Raw genomic sequence first — 20,170 nt, 5'->3', positions numbered from 1 at the left:
TAAGAAGATTGTATGGCAACAGGTACCGGATTGTCGCCATCAAAAACCACCCAAAAGCGACAAAATGGGAATTCTTGCGCCAAAAGGCCGTTTACTTAATACAGATCAGAAACTGAGCAAACAGCAAGTCTAATCAAAATTCTTGGCAAGGGGAAGATAAACACAGCCTGAGCTGTGTTTGATGGCGGACAAGGGGGCGTTACTTAACGACCCTTAAGCTAGGGCGCTTTGTATCCTGCTTACCTGAGGGAGGTATTGGTGCAGCTGGATCTGGATCGGGCTGGCCGCCAGGCTCCGAATCAAACATCATGCCCTGACCATTCTCGCGAGCATAAATCCCTAACACTGCGTGAGAGGGCACGTAAATGTCTGTAGGGATTCCACCGAAACGCGCGTTAAACGAGATTGCTTTATTACCCAGCTCTAGGGTGGCAACCGCTCTAGGGGCTACGTTAAGGACAATCTGCCCCTCTTTATTCACGTATTGCTGTGGAACTTCCACCCCTCCAGCCAAAGCATTTACAACTATGTGGGGGGTGAAGTCGTTATCTACAATCCACTCATAAAGAGCGCGGATCATATAAGGTCTACTAGATGTCATCGACATTGGTAACTCTGCATCCTTCCTCAGCAATTAACTTACAGAACTAGTTCTAAGTTCGCGCTCGTAATCGGTAAGGCTTTCGATGAATGATCCACGGTTGAAAATTCTCTCCATGTACTCCAACAACGGCAATACCTGACGAGTATTCGGCAACGCGACACCGTAGGCTTTTAAACGCCACAAAATCGGTGCTAAACAACAGTCCACCAAAGTGAACTCATCGCTCATAAAATAAGGCTTTTCGGCAAAGATCGGCGCGATTGCAACTAAGCTATCTTTTAGATCCTTAGCGGCAGCCTCTTTTGCTTCTTTGCTTTTGTTTCCCGCCAATATATCTACTAGAGGGCACCAATCGCTCTCAATTCGGTAGATAAACTGACGGCTCTCAGCTCTCGCTACTGGGTACACGGGTAATAACGGAGGATGCGGAAAACGTTCATCTAGATACTCCATCATAACGCGAGTTTCATACAAGGTAAGATCGCGATCAACCAAGGTTGGCAGCGAGTTGTATGGATTGATCTCACTCAATTCAGCGGGAATTTGTGTTGAATCGACATCAACGACATCCACAGTTACACCTTTTTCCGCCAACACGATTCTAACGCGATGACTATAGTGGTCCTTGCTGTCGGAAAAGTAGGTCATGGATGAGCGTTTAGTTACAACTCCCATTTTCTATCCCCAAAGTATGTTAGTAGTCCAAAGACAGAGAAAGGCCCATTAGGGCCTTACCACTGCCAAGCGCTTATTAATGTACGTCTTTCCAATACTCACGATTCAACAACCAGGTAAATACGAGAAGTACAGACAGGAATAGAAATACATAAATACCAATTCTTACACGTGAGTCGGCAACCGGCTCAGCCATGTAAGTCATAAAGTTCACTAAATCGTAGACAGCCTGATCATACTCTTCAGCCGTCAAGGAGCCCTTAAAATCACCAACCTGTAATGACCCACAAGAGGTTAACACTGGCTCACCCATTTCGTTACGAACCACGTCACCGTGGCCGTCATGCGCTTCACCGGGCGCACACTCGGGCAGGCCCTGTAACTCTAACAGCACATGCGGCATGCCCACACTGGCGAACACTTTGTTATTTACACCAGTTGGACGCGAATCATCTTTGTAGAAGTTACGTAGGAAGGTATAAATCCACTCGGGCGAACGCGCGCGCGCAGCTAAGGTAAGATCGGGAGGAGCAGCCCCTAACCACTTCTTGGACTTTTCTGGCGTCATAGAAATGGTCATCAAATCACCGATCCGCTGATCACCGAACACCAAGTTCTCTAACATTGCTTCAGACGGGATATCCAAGTCAGTCGCAACTCGCTCAAAACGTGAATAAGACGCCGCGTGGCACCCCATACAATAGTTGACGAAGTACTTAGCGCCGGTTTGTAAAGATTCTTTATCGCTTAGATCAGCTTCGAAATGATCACAGGGCACAGCACCACAGGCACCGCCGGTAGCACCGACGGCTTTAATTGGGATAATCACCAACAGCAAGAACAGTACAAACCCACCCCAGACAAGCGTCTTAGGTAAACCTTTCATCTGCAAACGCGCCGGCTCGGGCTTCTCAGAGTCTTTCGCAGTTAACCAAGGCAGCGCCGCAACAAAACCTGCAACTGCAAAACCGTAGAGGTAAACAAACCATACAACGTGAGAGTCTGGGGCGTTCATCGCATGGATAAGCGTTACAGCAGATGCATAGGCAATCCACAATGCCAAAGCCCAACTAACCACAATAGAGAAGAAGCTCTTACGACCTGCGTTGGTCCAAAATGGCATGGTTAAAAAGAACGCAAAGTAAAAGAGCGTTGCAATCTGTGCGAGCATCGTACGCTCTAACGATGGAGCTTTAAGTCCTAAAATACCTAGAACAACAAAGTTAGCTGCGAACAAAATCAGCATCAACTTCGAGACAAAGCCTTTGTAGCGTACAGATTTTGCTTTTGAGCGATCCAACCAAGGTAGGAAGAACAGAATCACAATCGCCAAGGCCATGGCAATAAAGCCGAGCAGCTTGGAAGTGAACACGCCACCCAGATCAAAAGTAACAGCCCGTAAAATCGCATAGAACGGGGTGAAATACCAAACCGGCGCGATATGCTCTGGCGTTTTCAGACCATTTGCCTGTTCAAAGTTGGCGTGCTCAAGGAACATACCGCCCATCTCTGGAGCAAAGAATATCACCCCACAAAAGGCAAACAGAAATACCGTAATACCAACGAGATCGTGTACTGAATAATATGGATGGAAGGGAATACCATCTTTCGGTATGCCGTTTTCATCTTTATTCTTTTTGATCTCAACGCCGTCGGGATTGTTCGAGCCAACTTCGTGAAGCGCTAGCAGGTGCAATACCACCAAAGCTAACAGCACGATTGGCACCGCGACAACATGCAAGGCAAAAAAGCGATTCAAAGTCGCACCGGAAATAAGGTAATCGCCGCGAATCCACTGAACGAGATCTTCGCCTACATAAGGAATTGCGCCAAACAAGTTCACAATAACCTGCGCGCCCCAGTAGGACATTTGCCCCCAAGGCAATACGTAACCCATGAAGGCCTCAGCCATCAAAGCAACGTAGATCACCATCCCGAAGATCCACACCAACTCTCGAGGAGCGCGGTAGGAACCGTACATAAGGCCACGGAACATATGCAGATACACAACCAAAAAGAACGCCGAGGCGCCGGTTGAGTGCATATAGCGGATCAACCAACCGTAAGGCACATCGCGCATGATGTACTCAACAGAGGCGAAAGCGCCTTCCGCGGTTGGGTTATAACTCATAGTAAGCCAAACACCGGTTAGCAGCTGGTTAACCAGCACAACCAATGAGAGCACACCAAAAAAGTACCAAAAGTTAAAGTTTTTGGGCGCGTAGTACTTGCCCATGTGGGTATCCCACGCACGCTGTACAGGCAAACGTGCATCGACCCAATTCCACAAACCAGTAAGCCAACTTGTCATCTTCTTAAGCCTCCTGATCTACGCCGATGAGAATCACATCGTCGTTTAGAAATTTATAAGGGGGGATTTCCAGATTGATTGGCGCTGGAACACCTTGAAACACACGACCGGCCAAATCAAATTTTGAACCGTGGCAGCGACAGAAAAAACCGCCCAGCCACTCAGATCCACCAAGATCTTCAGCACCTACATCGGGCCGATAGGTCGGGGCACACCCCAAGTGAGTACAAATACCCACTAAAACCAAAAATTCTTCTTTAATTGAACGGTAGACATTCTGTGTGTAAGCCGGCTGAACTGATTTCGCAGACTCTGGGTCGCGCAAACGATCTGCAACGGCATCAAGACTCTGAAGAGACTCCTGCGTGCGACGTACAACATAGACAGGCTTGCCACGCCACTCAACCGTTACCATCTGACCAGGTACTAGTTTTGATAGATTAAACTCTACTGGAGCGCCAGCGGCTTTCGCTTTAGCACTCGGGTTCCAAGAACCCACAAATGGAACAGCAACGCCCACTACACCGGCGGCACCGACAACAGACGTCATCGCGGTTAGTACCCGCCGACGACTTTGGTTAACTCCGTCATTACTCATGACGATCTTCTCCCCTTACAGCTTACTGTAGGCCAGTTTTGATTGATGTCGCGAATCTCGGAAAATGATATTCGTATGAACAGGTGGCGAGGATTGTAAATTACTGAACTTAACGAGCAGCCATTCACAACCACAGAGGCCCTGAAAAAAGTCAGGCTTATTATAGTCGCTAATTCCGTACCACCGACACTCGCAGGGGTCGATCACGGAAATTAAACCAAGAGACTTATTTGGACTGGAGCAAAACCCCAGGCTCTGCGCAACCTATTACAGAGAAAACGCCCCCATAAAAAGTGGCGATATGGTAAAGAAATTCCCCAAAAGTAACAAGGAAAAAGGCGTTTTTTGCCACATCCATACACGCGACGACAGAAAACAAAAACGCCCAAACCACAACGGCTTGGGCGTTTTCCGAAGGTTTTGAGGTGGCACAAAAAGCCCCACCCAAACAACCAAGCGTGCGAATTAACGCTTTGAGAATTGTGGCTTCTTACGCGCTTTGCGCAAACCAACTTTCTTCCGTTCAACTTCACGCGCGTCACGCGTAACGTAACCTGCGGCACGCAACGATTGGCGCAAGGCCTCATCGTAGGCCATCAAGGCACGCGTAACACCGTGGCGAATTGCACCGGCCTGCCCGAATGAACCACCACCTTTTACAGTGACTTTTACGTCGAAGCGCTCATTATTATCGGTAAGCACCAAAGGCTGGCGCACGATCATACGAGCTACTTCACGACCGAAGTACTCATCTAGAGTGCGGTCGTTTACAGTGATTACGCCTGTTCCTGTCGTTAGGAATACGCGCGCGGTGGACGTTTTACGACGACCCGTACCGTAGTATTGTTCAGCTGCCATGTTATGCTCCTGATCTTATATGTTGAGTTCTTGCGGCTGTTGTGCGGTATGTGGATGCACATCGCCGGCATACACCTTGAGTTTCTTGAACATTGCACGACCCAATGGGCCTCTTGGCAACATGCCGCGTACGGCTGTTTCAATGGTGCGCTCAGGAGCTTTAACGATTAATTTTTCGAAGCTAATCGACTTGATCCCACCGATATAACCGGTGTGATGATAGTACATCTTATCTTTCGCTTTTTTACCCGTCACGTGTACTTTTTCGGCGTTAACTACAACGATGTAGTCGCCAGTATCCACGTGAGGGGTAAACTCAGGCTTATGCTTCCCGCGCAAGCGGTGAGCAATCTCTGCAGCCATACGGCCGAGAGTCTTGCCTTCTGCGTCGATGATGTACCAGTCGCGTTGAACTGTTTCATTGTTGGCACTGATGGTCTTCATGTTATATCTGCCTTACGAAGGTACGGGTTTATATTTAAAATCCAAAATGCGGTCGCGGAATAGCCCACAGACCAAAAGGAGCGCGGATTCTACAGAAGCCTTGAGCAATAATCAAGCAACTCCATAGACACTTCTAGCTCCGTTATTAGAACAAGAATCACTAGCTTAAGCACACGACTTAACTGAAAGCTATTAGAGCGCCACCTACCTATAGAATTAACGCAATTTAAGCGTGCTTTTATCCCGATTAATCGCGAAAACACAAACCTTAGGCCATACTTAACTGGCCTTCAGCCATTATATTGCCGCACCCAGTATCAAGCGGCGCGGCCATCACTTGCGGCCATCACTTATGGAGAAACGATCGCTTTGCGGCTTTTGATTAGATTTCAGCGATTTCTTATCTGCTGCGCTGCCTTAACAGCGGCGCTGTCAGCGGCTTCTGGCTTCGCTCGTGGCGGAGTAGTCGACGAGACGCCAGCTTTACCGCAGGAAATTCGCCACATCCCCTCTTACGGGAGCCAATCGCTAGATGCATTTTACCTAGACTTAATCTCGCTGATATTAGATGCCGGCAGCGATAAATTCGGCCCCTACAAGCTCAATACAGATTCCCGCCCAATGTCGGTAGCGAGAGCACGCAAAGGGCTTCTCGAAAACGAGTGGGACTCACTAGTAAATAGCGACCTTTCTAACCAGTTTCACGGTACAGACCAAATTGCTGTATTTTCGCGACCTTACCTCAAACATATGATCGGTTTGCGACAATCTATTATCGACAGCCGGAACTTGGCTCAGTTGAGTCAAATTCGTTCATTAGACGAATTAAAACAATTCAAGATTGGGCAGGGAAGTAACTGGACTGAGGTTGAGATCTACCGAGCGGCGGACGTAAATGTCGTAACATCGGAAAGCTTTGGCAATCTATTCCGTATGCTTACCAGTGGGCGCTTTCAGCTCCTGCCGCTAAGTGTGCTGGAAGTCGATGGAGCCTTAGCCAACGCCTCGACAACCCAGCCTACCTTGACGATACTTCCGGATATTTACATTTACTACCCGCTCCCCGTACAAATAGTGGTGAGTCGTAACAACCCCCTCATAGCCGCTCGGTATCAATATGGTATAGAACAAATTTTTAGCGATGGCTCTCTCACCAAGCTGCTACAAAAACACTTCCCAAAGCAGCTTGCGAACCCGATTCCAAAAGAAGCGACAATTATTATCCTACCCAACCCAAAATTAAGCGAAGCGGAAAATGCCGCGATCATTCAAACCTTTCGCAATACCACGACCTATTAAGACTTGTGGGCTCGAGCTAAATAATCGGTACTTTGCATTTCTCGAAGCCTGCTCATAGTGCGCTCAAACTCAAACCCTAAACACCCATCGCCGTAAAGCTCTGCGAGCGGCAAATCAGCCGACAAGATCAGTTTCACTCCGCGATCGTAAAACTCATCAACAAGATAAATGAAACGGCGCGCCTGATCGTCATTGGCTGCGGTAAACGCCGGAACGCCCGCAACAATCACCGTATGGAACTCACGTGCCAGCTCGATATAGTCATTCTGTGACCTCGGACCGTCGCATAGCGCTAAGAAATCAAACCACACAACCCCGTCCGCCAAGCGTTTAACCGCGATATGGCGCCCCTCAATCTCGACAGTACAATTCTGCCGGATCACTTCATGCTCGGAAACTAAATCATTAAAGCAAGCCTGCAGCTGAGTAACAGCCTGTTCGCTGTGTGGCCATTGGTATAATGGCAACTGCTCCAATGCACGCAAGCGGTAGTCAATACCACCATCCACATTTACCACTTGAGTATGCTGGTTTAGCAACCCGATTGCGGGCAAGAAACGCGCCCTCTGCAAACCGTCGCGATACAAACCATTAGGCTCAATATTGGATGTCGCCACCAGCACAACACCACGCGCAAACAGAGCGCGCAACAAGTTAGCTAGAATCATCGCGTCGGTAATGTCGACAACAAAAAACTCATCAAAACAGATGACGCGAGTATCCTGTGCAATTTTCTCGGCGACAATATCTAGGGGGTTTGCCTGCTCTGGTAAGGTTTTCAACTCTTTATGTACGCTGCGCATAAAGCGGTGAAAGTGGGTGCGCAACTTCTGCTCGAAAGGCAAGGCTTCGAAAAAAAGATCCATCAAATAGGTTTTGCCGCGTCCAACCCCACCCCAAAAATACAGCCCCTGAGGTACAGCCGGCAGTGGCTGTAAGGCATTGCGCATACGCTGCCAAAGCGAACCGGTATCGAGTTTGGCGCGAACCCAGCTAGCTTTCGCACTAGGCGCTGCTAATTGACGACTTAACTCGTCGAGTAATTCGATGGCGTGTTTCTGAGCCGCATCCGGCTGATAACCCGCGGCCAGATCGCTGGTGTAACGCTGTAAAGGGGAGTCGACCATAAAGACACTGCTAAAAAACGGCTAGAGTTGCGGATAGATTCAAACATAACGTCGAAAGCGGAGATTCAACGACTATTTCGCATACACAAAGACGCTACTATACCAGCTCGCTGAGGCGTTTATTCCAAGCCTTAGCTAATTTTGTCGATTCTTGTGGCTGCTCCAAACCCTCACTGGTGTATTATAGGCAGCATTCAGAGCCCTCGATGCAAGCAACACGCATCAGGCCAACTATATAGCGCAAGGAATTATTGGAGGCTTACTTTGTTTTCGCTTGAAATTTTATTAATGATCAGCGCAATCGTGTTCTGTGTTGGCGGTTTGATTGGCGCCGTTATTAGTCGCTCACTGGTGCCACCAGAACAGCAACGAGACCTCGAAAAGAGCCTCGATCTCGCCCGCCAAGAGCTGAACCAATATCAACAAGAAGTTGCTCAGCATTTTGCCGACACATCCAAGCTGGTGAACAATCTCACCCAAAGCTATAGAGAGGTTCACGAGCACCTTGCCAAGGGGGCTATATCTCTGACCAATTCTGAAATCGGTCGAGACATGCTGGCGACCGGCGACCCGCATCTGGGCATCGAAGCAAAGTTCGAGATGGACGACATCAAATACGAAGCCCCCAAAGACTGGGCCCCAAAAACACCAGGGCAAAAAGGTACTCTAAGCGAAGATTACGGCTTGAAAGATGACGACGAGCTGCACGCGCAACACCCTCTACACGCCACTAAGCCAAAGACAAAAACCACCAGTTAATCAATAACCTCGATGCGCAGCGTCCACCGCTGCGCGAACATCTAGAGCCACTAATGACTCAACGCTTACGCGCACTTTTCCTCTACCTTCGCTGGCCCGCCACACTTGGCGTGCTGGTTGCGCTTGCGTCACTAGTATTATTCCCCCAACTGCAAACGGGTAGGCCACCGCAAAGCAACAGCGGCAATAGTTCAGCTTCACTATCACCAGAGGAAGGCGACAACTGGCACGGCCAGGGCCAAACCTCTTACGCCAATGCAGTAAGGCGTGCAGCACCATCTGTGGTGAACCTCTATACACTTAAACAAATCAAGAATCGCCGCCACCCGCTTGCTGACAATCCCATATTCAGGCTTTACTTCAATCGCTCCGATATCCCTGCTCAACAGCGTATGCAACTCGCGCGCGGCTCTGGTGTAATCGTTTCAAGTGAAGGCTACATTCTTACCAATAATCACGTTATCTCGGGAGTTGACGAGATTGTTGTGGCGCTGCAAGACGGCCGCGAAGCGCGCGCAGAGATTAAAGGCGTCGACCGCAAAACCGATCTCGCCGTACTAAAAATTGATCTAGATAATATTTCGCCAATTCCCATTGGCTCGCCCGACAACGCGCAAGTCGGCGACGTGGTACTGGCGATCGGCAATTCATTCGGTATGGGACAAACGGTCACCCAAGGGATAATCAGCGCAACTCGCCGACGCGGGTTCAATATCGCCGACTTTGAAAACTTCATTCAAACCGATGCCGCCATTAACCCCGGCAACTCCGGTGGTGCGCTAGTCGATGCTCATGGCAACTTACTTGGTATCAACACCGCCAACCTTGATCAATCCGGCTCCGGCGGGATTGGCTTTGCGATACCCGCCGATACCGCGATCCAAACCTTAAACGATATCGTTGAATTTGGACGCGTGGTACGCGGCTGGCTGGGCGTAGAATTTCAACAGTTAACACCGCAACTGGCGCAGTCCTTTAACTTGCGCTCCACCAACGGCATGCTGATTACCTCGATCTATCCGCAGGGCCCAGCCCATACTGCCGGTTTGCGCTCTGGCGACGTAATCACCCGCATCAATGGTGAACTCGTCGGCGACGGCCGGTGGGGGCTTCAAGAAGTTGGCCAATCGCGCCCCGGCGACAAGGTCACTATCGAAATTGTCCGCGAAGGAAAGATTCGTACCGTCGAAGCCGTACTGGGCTCTCAACCTATCGCCAGCTAAACTTTAACGCCTGAATCCATCCAAAAAAAAGCGCCGACATTCGCCAGCGCTTAGGTTGTGATTCCGTTATGTTGTGACGATTACGTCTCTGCTCCGACTGAAATTCCTACCCCACAGCTAACACGCTCCTACTAACAACCCTAGGAAGCCAGCGCCATCTTGCGACGCATATAGGCGAGCTGCTGAGCTAAGGGTAAGGATTTAGGACACATATCGTCACAGCCTAGCAGGGTCATGCAACCAAACACGCCATTTTCATCGCCAACGACCTCATAAAAATCGGCGTCGGTACGTTCGTCGCGAGGGTCTAAACGAAAACGAGCAAGCTGATTGATTCCCACAGCGCCGACAAAATCCGGCCGCATTTGCGCCGTACCACAGGCGGCAATACAACAGCCGCACTCGATACAGCGTTCCAGCTCATAAATTTTATCCGCTAACTCCGGCTCCATTTTTTCTTCCATTTCACAGAAGTCACGCTCCTCTTGCGAGTGCACCCAAGTTTGTAAGCGTTCACTCATGCCGCGCATCCAAACACCTGTATCCACAGATAAATCACCAATAAGCGCGAAGCCCGGCAGCGGCGCCAGGGTTATGACCTCGGGTAAATCCTTGGTCAGTGTTCGGCATGCCAGTGTAGGGCGGCCGTTCACCAACATAGCGCAGCTACCACAAATACCGGCTCGGCAAACAAAGTCGAATTGCAACGTTGGATCTTGATTTTCTCTCAGTTCATTTAAAGCGATAAACAGTGTCATGGAATCCGCTTCTTCAATTACAAAGCTATCCATATGCGGAACGCTGTTCGCGTCTTCCGGATTGTGGCGGAAGATATTAATGGTAAGACGGCGCAAACCGTCTACATTTTTCACAGGAATAGTATTCAAGCTGCTCACCTCATGCTTGGTATTTTGGCTCATTGCGTATCTCCTTTCTCACCTAGGCGAGCATTGCGACGACGCAACTTCTCGGGAAGTTTATCGCTGTAGGGCATCAACGCTTCTTGTGCAGCAAATCTATCCCCGCCCTCAAACTTAGCTCGCACCGCATCTACCTCAGCTTGACGTGCCGCGGTGTCGGGGTGATCTACCCGATCTTCAACACCATAGCCACGCCATCCGGGAGGCAGCTCCATTTTATTAACATGCAGTGGCTCATAGTTAAGAGTTGGCATCGTTGCGCCTTCACTCCATGTTGCCAAGGTTCGGCACAACCAATCTTTATCGTTGCGTAAAGGAAAGTCTTCACGGAAGTGAGCGCCGCGACTTTCTTCGCGCTGTAACGCTCCCTGTGCAACACACAGCGACAACTTAATCATTTTTTGCACACGATAAGCGGCAACCAGATCAGGGTTGGCACCGCGAGCGCTACTGCGAACACTAATTTTTTGTGCTCGAATCGCAAGCTGCTGGAGTTTTTCTACGGCGCTAGACAAGCGTTCGGTATTGCGAAAAATCGCCACGTTTGCAGACATCAATTCTTGCATTTCGCGCATAATATGCAGGGGATTTTCGGTTCGATTACGGTCGCCAAACCCAGCCATGTACTTTGCTTGTTTATTGTAAGCATCGCGAATGAGTGCGGAGGAGACGGTGATATCACCGGCAGAGCTTTCTAAAAAGTCAGACATGTATTCGCCAACAATCATGCCGGCAACCACGGTTTCAGCAACCGAGTTTCCGCCGAGGCGATTAAAACCATGCATATCCCAACAGGCGGATTCTCCTGCCGCGAACAAGCCCTTCAAAGTAGGTGATTCGCCACGAAAATCAGTTCGTACGCCGCCCATAGAATAGTGCTGAGCCGGACGAACTGGAATTAAACTATCTGCCGGCTCAATGCCTAAAAAGTAATTACAAATTTCCTTCACTTCGCGCAGGCGGGTGTCTATGTGTTTTTTACCTAACAGGCGAATATCCAACCAAAGGTGCTCACCAAAGCGCGATTGCACACCTTTACCGCTGGCAATATGGGTCTCCATACAGCGGCTTACCACATCGCGCGAAGCGAGTTCTTTTTTGCCCGGTTCATAATCCGGCATAAAACGGTGACCATCGACGTCCAACAGTAAACCGCCGTCACCGCGACAACCTTCCGTCACCAAAATACCGGCGGGGAAAATAGCCGTTGGGTGGAATTGTACGGCTTCCATATTGCCCAAAGCAGCAACACCGGTTTCCAACGCTATAGCCGTACCCATGCCCTCATTGATGACTGCGTTTGTAGTCGCGCGATAGAGACGACCATAACCGCCAGTCGCGATACAGGTCGATTTGGCAACATAATTAATTAACTCACCGGTTTTTAAATTCCGCACTACGGCACCAGAGCAACGTTCACCATCATGGATTAACGCGACCGCCTCCATACGTTCGTGTACAGGTATATCTTCCGCAATAGCTTGGTTACTCATGGTATAGAGCATAGAGTGGCCGGTGCCGTCACTCACATAAGACGTGCGCCACTTTTGAGTACCACCAAAGTTACGCGCAGTAATTAGCCCGTGCGCTTCTTCGCTTTCCGTGAGGGTTACATTTTTGCCGTCGATAACACTTTGATGATCGCCGCGTTCAACGCGATTCCACGGCACCCCCCATGCCGCTAACTCGCGGACAGCTTTCGGTGCGGTGTTAACAAACATGCGTACAACATCCTGATCGGCACCCCAGTCGCTACCGCGCACCGTATCAAAAAAGTGAACATCCTCATTGTCGCCCTGCCCCATTGATGAGTTGCCAAGGCTGGCCTGCATGCCACCTTGTGCGGCCGCAGAGTGGGAGCGCTTTGGCGGCACTAAACTCAGCACAACCACATCGTGACCGCGACGGCGAATACCAATGGCTACTCGCAGTCCGGCTAAGCCACCGCCAATAACCAATGCGTCGGTGTAAATTGTTTTCATTTTAGATTCCAATTGTTTGCCGAATTAAATGATTTATCTAAAAGTAGATTGTTTGTGTGTAGCTGCATCAATGTGGACTCGCAGGGCTTTCTGCATCTGCGTCGCTTTCAACCTGAAGATCAGTTTGAATTTGATGATTACTTTCAGTTTGATGATAGCTAGGCACATAGCGCTCGCCGACACGGTCGGCGTGTTCCGCACCAATTTTCATGTAAGCACCTAAGGTGAAGAGGCCGAGTACGATAAAAAAGATTGTTAGTGCCCACTTGATTGAATGAAGTATTTTTCGGTTACGCTTAGCGTTATCACCCAAAAACAAACCCCACTTAATGACCAACCGATAGATACCTATACCTGCGTGCAACTCAACGACAAACAATAGGATTAAATACAACGGCCAAACGCGACCACTCCAGACACGATCAGATGAAGCGTAAGGGCCTATGTCGGCGGGGTGCGTAATTAATTGATAGAGGTGGACAGAAGCGAGGAAAAAAAGCGCGAACCCAGTCAAAACCTGTACATACCAAAGGGAGGAGTCGGCGTGTTTCAAGTTGCCGAGATGTTGGTGTAATGTACGATACTGGCTCGCGCTGTTTGGAAACTTGCGCAAGGCTAGAACGGCGTGAACAACAATCAAGGTTAGAATAAATACGGCAAATAAACTTACCAATATTGGGTAGGGTTTGCCGAGCATAGGCTCCCCCTCAAATAAACGCGCAACAAAATACATGGCGTCTTTGCCAAGTAGAATACTGGACACGAGGAACATATGAGTCCACATAAAAAGTACGAGTATTAATCCGGTCGCACCCTGTGCCATATCCATCCACGCGGGCCAACGGTTAAGGTGGGCACTCCTTACCGGTATTGGCTTATTGGCAGATTGCATTCTTATCCCCTTGTAATATTTTAATCGTCGGAAGGATTAAAACACGGGGACCATGCCCGCTACATGCGGTAAATCAAATTATATCTGTTCGAGTATTTCTTGCGAGGTCTAGCTGAAGAAAGAAAGCGGAACGTCTAACCCTCGATTTCATGTATCCACATTAGTAGAGACTGGACGTTTTCAGTAAGAAGCAGCAATGCATCCTTGTCGCCATCAACGTAGTAGGCCGTTAAGGTTTGATTCAAGCATTCGACGGTATTGGATGCCAAAAATAGGCCGCTTTTTGCCTGAGATGGGCCGGCCCGAAAAATTGCTTTCATCGCCAGCGTTAGCGAGGAAACAATTTCTGCAACCGGTGGGTGCAGTGTAACCACGTCATTTTCTGCAAGCGAGGCAAGGTCTCTAAGCGCACTCTCGACAGAAAAGAAACCTAAAAACATACGGCTATCTAACACACACAACTTTACCGACAAGTCGTTAAGTAAGCGTTTCGCAGACTTTAGCGCATCATCCGATACCGAGTTTAATTCAAAGCTAGAAGAGCGTAAGTCAGAAGTGTTTTGCAGTAACCAAAAGCTGGTCAAAATATATCTCCGTTGCGAATAGGTAACCAAAGGCTACCTTCCTGTTGAACTCGATATACACTGGAGCATGAAATATGCCAAAAATTATTGTTATTTTTGTTCTTTTATTTCAAAGACTTACAAACATAACTTGACGGAGAAGGATGCGCCGCTAGTTGACACACCACACCCAGTCGTTGCGCCGGAAAACATCTAAGATATTTAACGCGCCATCTCCGAGATGGCCAAACCAGCATTGCCGGCGGCAGCAGACATGGCACGCTTAATACTGTCGGCCAAAACCGCGTGATAACGCCGAGCCGATTCAGTAGCCGCGAAATCAATATAAGACTGCAATTGCTCGACCGTTAAACTGCGATAGTTATACAAATAGCTGGCCTCGACCAAAGGCCGAAACTGATCGACAAGCAAAGTCGCTTGCTCTGCTAACTGCTGCTCGCTGAGCACCGCAAGCTCGGAGCCGCTATCCGCCTTTGCATTCAGCGCCTGCTTCATCGAGTTTTGGACGCTCAGCATCACATCTACTGAACTGGCAGTACCACCAATTTCGTCATCAAGACGCCCCACCAACTGTAACCGCTCGGTATTTTTAGACAAGTCACGGAAAGCCTCTGCTGCGGCTTGCTGCGCTTCGGCATTCGCATATTGCATCTCTAATGCCGTAATCGTCTGCCCGGTCTCGGACTGCAACCACGCTAAAGCGGCAGTAACATCGGCGGATGACAACTCGCGTTCGATATGACGCTGCGCCTCGGCTTGTAAAAAAGCAGGGGAAAAAGCTTTCGATAAAATATCGAGTACGGTGTAACGATCGGCTAAATCGGCGGCAAGCGACTGGTCTGCCGACGCGAGGACTCCAGATTGCATCTGCAGTATCTGATCGTTAAAACCCGACACTTCCATCAATTCACTAACGCGATTTGCTGACTCTGCTTTTATTTGCGCAGCGGGCTTCTCGCTAGGGGCAAGGCTTTCAATCGCTAGCTCGCTGTCTTCAGATTTACTACAGGCGCTAAACAAGCAGGCAGCGATAGCCATAAAAAGTAGTTGGGCCAGACGTTTGGTCGGCATGATCATATCCTCGTTATTGTTATTCGCCCCTAAGCAGTACTGCTCAAAGTCTCTTTTAGATTTATAACTTTGCCCCAGGCAGAACAGCCTAAAGATAGTGAAGCACTGACGATGCAGGTTCGTTGTCGCTCGTTATTCGCTGTTCTTTATTCGTCGTCTTTTATTCGATACTCGGCCGCGCGCGCATGCGCTTCCAAGGATTCACCACGAGCCAAAACTGAAGCCACCTTACCGAGGTTTGAAGCGCCTTCTGGCGAGCAGTAAATAATTGACGAGCGCTTTACGTAATCGTAAACCCCCAACGGCGACGAAAATCTTGCAGTGCCCGATGTCGGCAGCACGTGATTCGGTCCGGCGCAGTAATCCCCAATTGATTCCGAAGTATGCCGCCCCATAAAAATAGCGCCTGCGTGGCGAATGCTCGGCAGTAACGCCTCGGGGTCATCTACCGACAACTCCAAGTGTTCGGGTGCGATGCGATTCACTAGCTCTAAAGCTTGCTCCATCGTATCGGTCGCAATTAAAGCGCCGCGATTGCGCAGCGAAACGGCCGCGATGGCCTCGCGCTCTAAAGTCGGCAGTAAACGCGCAATGCTCGCTTCAACGGCCGCCAAAAACTCTCGGTCCGGCGAGAGTAAAATCGCCTGAGCAATCTCATCGTGCTCGGCTTGCGAAAACAAATCCATCGCCACCCAATCGGGGTTGGTTTTACCGTCGCAGACAATCAATATCTCCGAGGGGCCAGCGATCATATCGATATCCACTACACCGAACACTTCGCGCTTGGCGGTAGCCACATAGATATTGCCGGGGCCGACAATTTTATCAACCTTAGGGACCGTTGCTGTGCCATATGCAAGTGCCGCGACCGCCTGAGCCCCACCTACGGTAATAACACGATCTACGCCCGCAATCGCTGCAGCCGCAAGTACAATATCGTTGGTAATGCCATCAGGCGTCGGTGTGACCAGTACAACCTCTTCTACGCCCGCCACCTTGGCCGGTATCGCCGACATTAAAATCGACGATGGGTAGGCGGCTTTGCCTCCCGGTACATAAAGTCCAACACGATCCAGCGGGGTAACTTTTTGGCCAAGTATAGTTCCATCGGCTTCTTGATATTGCCAAGACGCCTGAACCTGATGCTGGTGGTAAGCCTCGATTCGAGCAGCTGCCTGCTTCAAGGCATCCACTTGTTGTTGCGGGATTTTTGCCAGCGCCGCCTGCAAAGCGGCTGACTCGATAATTAAGTCCTGCCCCCGCTTTACATCTCGTCGATCAAAACGGTTGGTGTACTCTATTAGCGCCGTATCACCACGCTGACGCACATCGCTAAGCACAGACTTAACCACACGCTCAACCTCCGCATTCGCCGCACCTTCCCATTCGAGCAGAGAAGTAAGTTTGGCATCGAAGTCTGGGCTACTGGTATCAAGCCGATTGATTAACATCTTTCAGTTCCTAGTTACGTTCACTAACGGCGCTGCCGATTGCATCGATAAGCGCTTCAATTTCACAGTGTTTCATCTTCATCGACGCCTTGTTCACAATTAGTCGCGAACTGATGTCGGCAATTTTATCGCGAGCTTCGAGACCATTGGCTTTAAGCGTATTGCCAGTGTCAACAATATCAACAATTTCATCGCACAGGTTCATAATCGGAGCCAGTTCCATCGCGCCGTAAAGCTTAATAACATCGACCTGACGGCCCTGCTCCGCATAATAGCGCTTAGCTAAGTTTACATACTTGGTGGCAACTCGAATTCTACCGGGCTTAACAGGCTTGCCGACAATTCCAGCCGTCATCATTCTGCACTTGGCAATTTGTAAGTCGAGCGGCTCGTAATAGCTGTTACTGTTGTGTTCAATGAGTGTGTCCTTGCCGGAAACGCCGACGTCCGCCGCACCAAATTCAACATAGGTGGGAACATCCACTCCGCGCAGAATTAACAACCGCACATTTTGCGAGCTGGTTTCAAAGGTTAACTTGCGGCTCTTGCTAATATCTTCAAGTGGTTCGATACCCGCCGCGGCTAATAACGGTAAGGTTTCTTGTAAAATTCGACCCTTGGTCAACGCAATGGTAAGTTGCGACATAGGTAATTCCTTGCTTCAGACTGTTTGAGTTAACCGGGTACGCGACGAATATCAACGCCCAATAACTGCAATTTTTCTTCGATACATTCGTAACCGCGATCTATGTGATAGATGCGGTCGACTATGGTTTCACCATCGGCCACCAACGCCGCAATTACCAAACTGGCAGAAGCGCGCAAATCGGAAGCCATCACGGGCGCGCCTTTCAGCCGCTCAACGCCATTAATCAGCGCAGTATTGCCTTCAAGGCCAATGGTTGCACCCATGCGGTTAAGTTCGTGAATTTGAATCAGACGGTTTTCGAAAATGGTTTCGGTCACCGCCGAAGCGCCTTCCGCGACTGCGTTCATGGCGGTAAACTGCGACTGCATATCGGTTGGAAACGCCGGATAAGGGGCGGTACGTATATTGACGCCACGCGGTCGCCGACCTTCCATATCCAATTCGATCCAATCGTCACCAGAGGTGATTTTCGCACCCGCTTCCTCAAGCTTTTTCAGCACCGAGGTGAGAATGTCGGCACGGGTACGACGCAGTTTAATCGAGCCTCGTGTTGCCGCCGCCGCAACCAAGTAGGTGCCAGTTTCGATACGGTCGGGCATTACGCTATATACGCAACCGTGAAGATCCTTTACGCCTTCGATCTCTAGTCGGTCGGAACCAACGCCTTTAATTTTTGCACCCATGGCGATCAAGCATTCGGCGAGGTCGACAATTTCGGGTTCCCGCGCGGCATTTTCGAGCACTGTCGTACCCTCAGCTAAACAAGCGGCCATCAACAGGTTTTCGGTGCCGCCTACAGTCACTTTTTCCATCACGAAATGAGCACCTTTCAAGCCTTGTGGCGCACGCGCACGAATATAGCCACCATCAATTTCAATGGTCGCCCCCATGGCCTCCAAGCCTTTCAGGTGAATATCCACCGGCCGACTACCAATTGCGCAGCCGCCAGGGAAGGACACATCGGCAACACCGAACCGAGCCAGCATCGGTCCCAACACAAGAATGGAGGCGCGCATGGTTTTCACCAGCTCGTAAGGAGCCTCGCACTCGGTTAATAGGGTCGGGTCAATTTCGACACACATCTTCTCATCAATGGTAATACCCACGCCCATACAGCGAAGTAGCGCCAACATGGTGGTAATGTCGTTGAGATGCGGCAAGTTGCAAATATGCATCGGATCGCGAGCGAGCAAGGTTGCAGCAAGTATCGGCAAGCCAGAATTCTTCGACCCAGAAATTTTGATCTCACCCTTAATAGGGCCGCCACCTTTAATAATAAGTTTATCCATAGGGATTTTTTTGCCTGTGGCAGAATTGGTAATTATTAGGGAAATGGGCTAAAAACGCTGATCATATGGAGAAACAGCCAACCCCAGAAGACTTAGTTTTGCAGCGCGGCCCACTCTGCAGGGGTATAAGTTTTCATATGCACCGCATGAATGACGCCACTAGCAATGGCTTCGCGCAGAGCGCCATAAACAAGCTGCTGTTTTTTAACGGGGGATAAGCCTTCGAAGACGGGGCTTACAACCGTCACATGAGCGTGATTCCCCTCTGTGGCGGCATCGACTTCAGAATCTGCAATCGCCGCTTCGAGCGCGGCTTTAATTTCGTGTGGCTGCATAGCTATGGCCTTGATTAGTCATGGGTGAGCGTCAGAAATGACGGCATCGAGCTCGCGGCTAGACTCTGCCTTTCCGTTAACGGCTCGCGACCCAAAGAGGCGGCGAAACATCGTAGAAAGGTCGACAAAGATAACAGTCGCAAGCAGAAACCGAGGCTGTTCCGCTCAAAAGGCGGCCATTTTAATAAAAAAGCGGGTGGATAGCACCCGCTTTCATTCAGAGAGGGTCGCGTCGTACCGGAACGGTAGCGCAGCTAGGGAGAGGAAACTAGTGCCAGGCGTCAATCGCCGCCTGCAAATCGCCTTTGTGATCCTTTACAGACTGGTTAAATTGACCGCGGAAAGTAACACCTAGGTTAATACCGTTCAGCACCACATTTAATAGCTTCCATTCGCCGCTGCGACCTAAGCCTAAGGTGTATACAATACGGTTGGTGCTGTCTGGGCCTGTAATACGCTGAACCACGCTGGCCTTGCGATCGCCAACCTCGCTCTCGGCAGCCATCACTTCTATTTTAAGGTCTAGATTGCTAGCCATGCCCTTTGCATAAGTTTCTACCATGCCACGCTTAAAGTTCTCCACAAACGCTTGCTGCTGCTTTGGGGTAGCCTTGTTCCAATAGTCTGGCCCCATCACGTTTTTGGCTATGTAAGGGAAGGCGATTACCTCATCAAGTAAGGTTTCGACTTTATTGAAAAAAACTGTAGGGTTGGTGTCTAGCTGTCCTTTGTGAGTAGCAACTAGGCTCATCAAATCTTTTGTTACCTGCTCAACAATAGCAACTGGGCCTTCATTGTTCACCGCGGCAGGCGCTGGCGAAGCCGCATCGACTACAGACGAAAACAGCACCCCGCACGCACAACAGAACAGTGCGAAACGCGCGAGAATTTGTTTGACGTTAGGGGCAAAGCCCATTGATATAGTCACGTTTAATACTCCTAAAAAATTCGATATCCAAAGAAAATAGGCCGACGGGCCTCTGTGCTAGTCTGAAGTTTTACACAACTAACCTGAACGGCAGTTGAACCAGCAAGAATGGTCACTGTAAGATGGCGCCCCCAAAGACGTTACGCATTGTAATGAACTGCGGGGTGTGAC

The 20,170-nt window shown here is 49.7% G+C and carries 20 protein-coding genes; 3 read left to right on the top strand and 17 right to left on the bottom strand.

Annotated elements, in window-relative coordinates; genetic code table 11:
- Positions 1-199 precede the first annotated feature (199 nt).
- From IDZ20_RS03305 to rplM, 6 genes are all read right to left on the bottom strand, one after another.
- Positions 200-607 (bottom strand): ClpXP protease specificity-enhancing factor, encoded by a 408-nt coding sequence (locus tag IDZ20_RS03305; RefSeq protein WP_188150008.1) that lies wholly within the window; start codon positions 605-607, stop codon positions 200-202.
- Between the two features lie 27 nt (positions 608-634).
- Positions 635-1,279: a glutathione S-transferase N-terminal domain-containing protein gene (locus IDZ20_RS03300; RefSeq protein WP_188150007.1), complete on the bottom strand. Its 645-nt coding sequence runs from the start codon at positions 1,277-1,279 to the stop codon at positions 635-637.
- A gap of 76 nt (positions 1,280-1,355) precedes the next feature.
- Complete coding sequence (locus tag IDZ20_RS03295; protein ID WP_188150006.1) at positions 1,356-3,590, bottom strand: ubiquinol-cytochrome c reductase; 2,235 nt, start codon at positions 3,588-3,590, stop codon at positions 1,356-1,358.
- Between the two features lie 4 nt (positions 3,591-3,594).
- Complete coding sequence (gene petA, locus IDZ20_RS03290; protein ID WP_188150005.1) at positions 3,595-4,188, bottom strand: ubiquinol-cytochrome c reductase iron-sulfur subunit; 594 nt, start codon at positions 4,186-4,188, stop codon at positions 3,595-3,597.
- A 465-nt stretch (positions 4,189-4,653) separates the two neighbouring features.
- Positions 4,654-5,046: a 30S ribosomal protein S9 gene (gene rpsI / locus IDZ20_RS03285; protein WP_188150004.1), complete on the bottom strand. Its 393-nt coding sequence runs from the start codon at positions 5,044-5,046 to the stop codon at positions 4,654-4,656.
- Positions 5,047-5,061: 15 nt separating this feature from the next.
- On the bottom strand, positions 5,062-5,490 hold the full coding sequence (gene rplM, locus IDZ20_RS03280; RefSeq protein ID WP_188150003.1) for a 50S ribosomal protein L13: 429 nt from the start codon (positions 5,488-5,490) through the stop codon (positions 5,062-5,064).
- 369 nt (positions 5,491-5,859) lie between these two features.
- Between rplM and IDZ20_RS03275 the strand changes: the two genes are divergently transcribed.
- Positions 5,860-6,789: a substrate-binding periplasmic protein gene (locus IDZ20_RS03275; RefSeq protein WP_188150002.1), complete on the top strand. Its 930-nt coding sequence runs from the start codon at positions 5,860-5,862 to the stop codon at positions 6,787-6,789.
- On the opposite strand, the gene zapE is transcribed toward IDZ20_RS03275, so the two are convergent.
- Entirely contained in the window at positions 6,786-7,916 is a 1,131-nt protein-coding gene (zapE, locus tag IDZ20_RS03270; RefSeq protein WP_188150001.1) for a cell division protein ZapE, read from the bottom strand. The genes IDZ20_RS03275 and zapE overlap by 4 nt on opposite strands.
- Positions 7,917-8,180: 264 nt before the next feature.
- Here zapE and IDZ20_RS03265 point away from each other — a divergent pair, with 264 nt between their 5' ends.
- Both IDZ20_RS03265 and IDZ20_RS03260 read left to right on the top strand, forming a co-directional pair.
- Positions 8,181-8,675: a Z-ring associated ZapG family protein gene (locus tag IDZ20_RS03265; protein ID WP_245792072.1), complete on the top strand. Its 495-nt coding sequence runs from the start codon at positions 8,181-8,183 to the stop codon at positions 8,673-8,675.
- Between the two features lie 53 nt (positions 8,676-8,728).
- A complete protein-coding gene (locus IDZ20_RS03260; RefSeq protein ID WP_188150000.1) occupies positions 8,729-9,898 on the top strand; it encodes a trypsin-like peptidase domain-containing protein in 1,170 nt (389 codons plus the stop codon).
- Positions 9,899-10,038: 140 nt separating this feature from the next.
- Here the strand turns inward: IDZ20_RS03260 and IDZ20_RS03255 are convergent, their stop codons facing one another.
- The 10 genes from IDZ20_RS03255 to IDZ20_RS03210 all read right to left on the bottom strand — a co-directional run bounded on the left by IDZ20_RS03255 (position 10,039) and on the right by IDZ20_RS03210 (position 19,999).
- Positions 10,039-10,818 (bottom strand): fumarate reductase iron-sulfur subunit, encoded by a 780-nt coding sequence (locus IDZ20_RS03255; protein ID WP_245792071.1) that lies wholly within the window; start codon positions 10,816-10,818, stop codon positions 10,039-10,041.
- Positions 10,815-12,800 carry a fumarate reductase flavoprotein subunit gene (locus IDZ20_RS03250; RefSeq protein WP_188149999.1) on the bottom strand — a complete coding sequence of 662 codons (1,986 nt, stop codon included), beginning with the start codon at positions 12,798-12,800 and terminating at the stop codon, positions 10,815-10,817. Before IDZ20_RS03250 ends, IDZ20_RS03255 begins: the two co-directional genes overlap by 4 nt.
- A gap of 67 nt (positions 12,801-12,867) precedes the next feature.
- Positions 12,868-13,692, bottom strand: a complete 825-nt coding sequence (locus tag IDZ20_RS03245; RefSeq protein WP_188149998.1) for a fumarate reductase cytochrome b subunit — start codon at positions 13,690-13,692, stop codon at positions 12,868-12,870.
- Positions 13,693-13,826: 134 nt separating this feature from the next.
- Positions 13,827-14,276: a hypothetical protein gene (locus IDZ20_RS03240; protein ID WP_188149997.1), complete on the bottom strand. Its 450-nt coding sequence runs from the start codon at positions 14,274-14,276 to the stop codon at positions 13,827-13,829.
- Positions 14,277-14,477: 201 nt separating this feature from the next.
- A complete protein-coding gene (locus IDZ20_RS03235; protein ID WP_188149996.1) occupies positions 14,478-15,347 on the bottom strand; it encodes a hypothetical protein in 870 nt (289 codons plus the stop codon).
- A gap of 146 nt (positions 15,348-15,493) precedes the next feature.
- Positions 15,494-16,798 carry a histidinol dehydrogenase gene (gene hisD / locus IDZ20_RS03230; RefSeq protein ID WP_188149995.1) on the bottom strand — a complete coding sequence of 435 codons (1,305 nt, stop codon included), beginning with the start codon at positions 16,796-16,798 and terminating at the stop codon, positions 15,494-15,496.
- A 10-nt stretch (positions 16,799-16,808) separates the two neighbouring features.
- Positions 16,809-17,444 carry an ATP phosphoribosyltransferase gene (gene hisG / locus IDZ20_RS03225; RefSeq protein WP_188149994.1) on the bottom strand — a complete coding sequence of 212 codons (636 nt, stop codon included), beginning with the start codon at positions 17,442-17,444 and terminating at the stop codon, positions 16,809-16,811.
- A 29-nt stretch (positions 17,445-17,473) separates the two neighbouring features.
- Positions 17,474-18,736, bottom strand: coding sequence for a UDP-N-acetylglucosamine 1-carboxyvinyltransferase (murA, locus tag IDZ20_RS03220; RefSeq protein ID WP_188149993.1), 1,263 nt, complete (start codon positions 18,734-18,736; stop codon positions 17,474-17,476).
- Between the two features lie 92 nt (positions 18,737-18,828).
- Entirely contained in the window at positions 18,829-19,071 is a 243-nt protein-coding gene (locus IDZ20_RS03215) for a BolA family protein (protein ID WP_188149992.1), read from the bottom strand.
- A gap of 268 nt (positions 19,072-19,339) precedes the next feature.
- Positions 19,340-19,999, bottom strand: a complete 660-nt coding sequence (locus tag IDZ20_RS03210; RefSeq protein WP_188149991.1) for an MlaC/ttg2D family ABC transporter substrate-binding protein — start codon at positions 19,997-19,999, stop codon at positions 19,340-19,342.
- Positions 20,000-20,170 lie beyond the last annotated feature (171 nt).

It is taken from the genome of Teredinibacter waterburyi (genome assembly GCF_001922985.1).
GTDB classification, from domain to species: Bacteria; Pseudomonadota; Gammaproteobacteria; order Pseudomonadales; family Cellvibrionaceae; genus Teredinibacter; species Teredinibacter waterburyi.
The sequence above is the reverse complement of the archived record's forward strand: the minus strand, read 5'-3'. Positions and strand labels throughout refer to the sequence as shown.

Bases quoted from the DNA above. Each gene is read 5' to 3' on its own strand.
- petA (WP_188150005.1), bottom strand. From the start codon at position 4,188: ATGAGTAATGACGGAGTTAACCAAAGTCGTCGGCGGGTACTAACCGCG.
- IDZ20_RS03235 (WP_188149996.1), bottom strand. From the start codon at position 15,347: ATGCCGACCAAACGTCTGGCCCAACTACTTTTTATGGCTATCGCTGCC.
- IDZ20_RS03305 (WP_188150008.1), bottom strand. From the start codon at position 607: ATGTCGATGACATCTAGTAGACCTTATATGATCCGCGCTCTTTATGAG.
- rplM (WP_188150003.1), bottom strand. From the start codon at position 5,490: ATGAAGACCATCAGTGCCAACAATGAAACAGTTCAACGCGACTGGTAC.
- IDZ20_RS03300 (WP_188150007.1), bottom strand. From the start codon at position 1,279: ATGGGAGTTGTAACTAAACGCTCATCCATGACCTACTTTTCCGACAGC.
- rpsI (WP_188150004.1), bottom strand. From the start codon at position 5,046: ATGGCAGCTGAACAATACTACGGTACGGGTCGTCGTAAAACGTCCACC.
- IDZ20_RS03250 (WP_188149999.1), bottom strand. From the start codon at position 12,800: ATGAAAACAATTTACACCGACGCATTGGTTATTGGCGGTGGCTTAGCC.
- murA (WP_188149993.1), bottom strand. From the start codon at position 18,736: ATGGATAAACTTATTATTAAAGGTGGCGGCCCTATTAAGGGTGAGATC.
- IDZ20_RS03215 (WP_188149992.1), bottom strand. From the start codon at position 19,071: ATGCAGCCACACGAAATTAAAGCCGCGCTCGAAGCGGCGATTGCAGAT.
- IDZ20_RS03260 (WP_188150000.1), top strand. From the start codon at position 8,729: ATGACTCAACGCTTACGCGCACTTTTCCTCTACCTTCGCTGGCCCGCC.
- IDZ20_RS03295 (WP_188150006.1), bottom strand. From the start codon at position 3,590: ATGACAAGTTGGCTTACTGGTTTGTGGAATTGGGTCGATGCACGTTTG.
- IDZ20_RS03255 (WP_245792071.1), bottom strand. From the start codon at position 10,818: ATGAGCCAAAATACCAAGCATGAGGTGAGCAGCTTGAATACTATTCCT.
- IDZ20_RS03245 (WP_188149998.1), bottom strand. From the start codon at position 13,692: ATGCAATCTGCCAATAAGCCAATACCGGTAAGGAGTGCCCACCTTAAC.
- zapE (WP_188150001.1), bottom strand. From the start codon at position 7,916: ATGGTCGACTCCCCTTTACAGCGTTACACCAGCGATCTGGCCGCGGGT.
- hisG (WP_188149994.1), bottom strand. From the start codon at position 17,444: ATGTCGCAACTTACCATTGCGTTGACCAAGGGTCGAATTTTACAAGAA.
- hisD (WP_188149995.1), bottom strand. From the start codon at position 16,798: ATGTTAATCAATCGGCTTGATACCAGTAGCCCAGACTTCGATGCCAAA.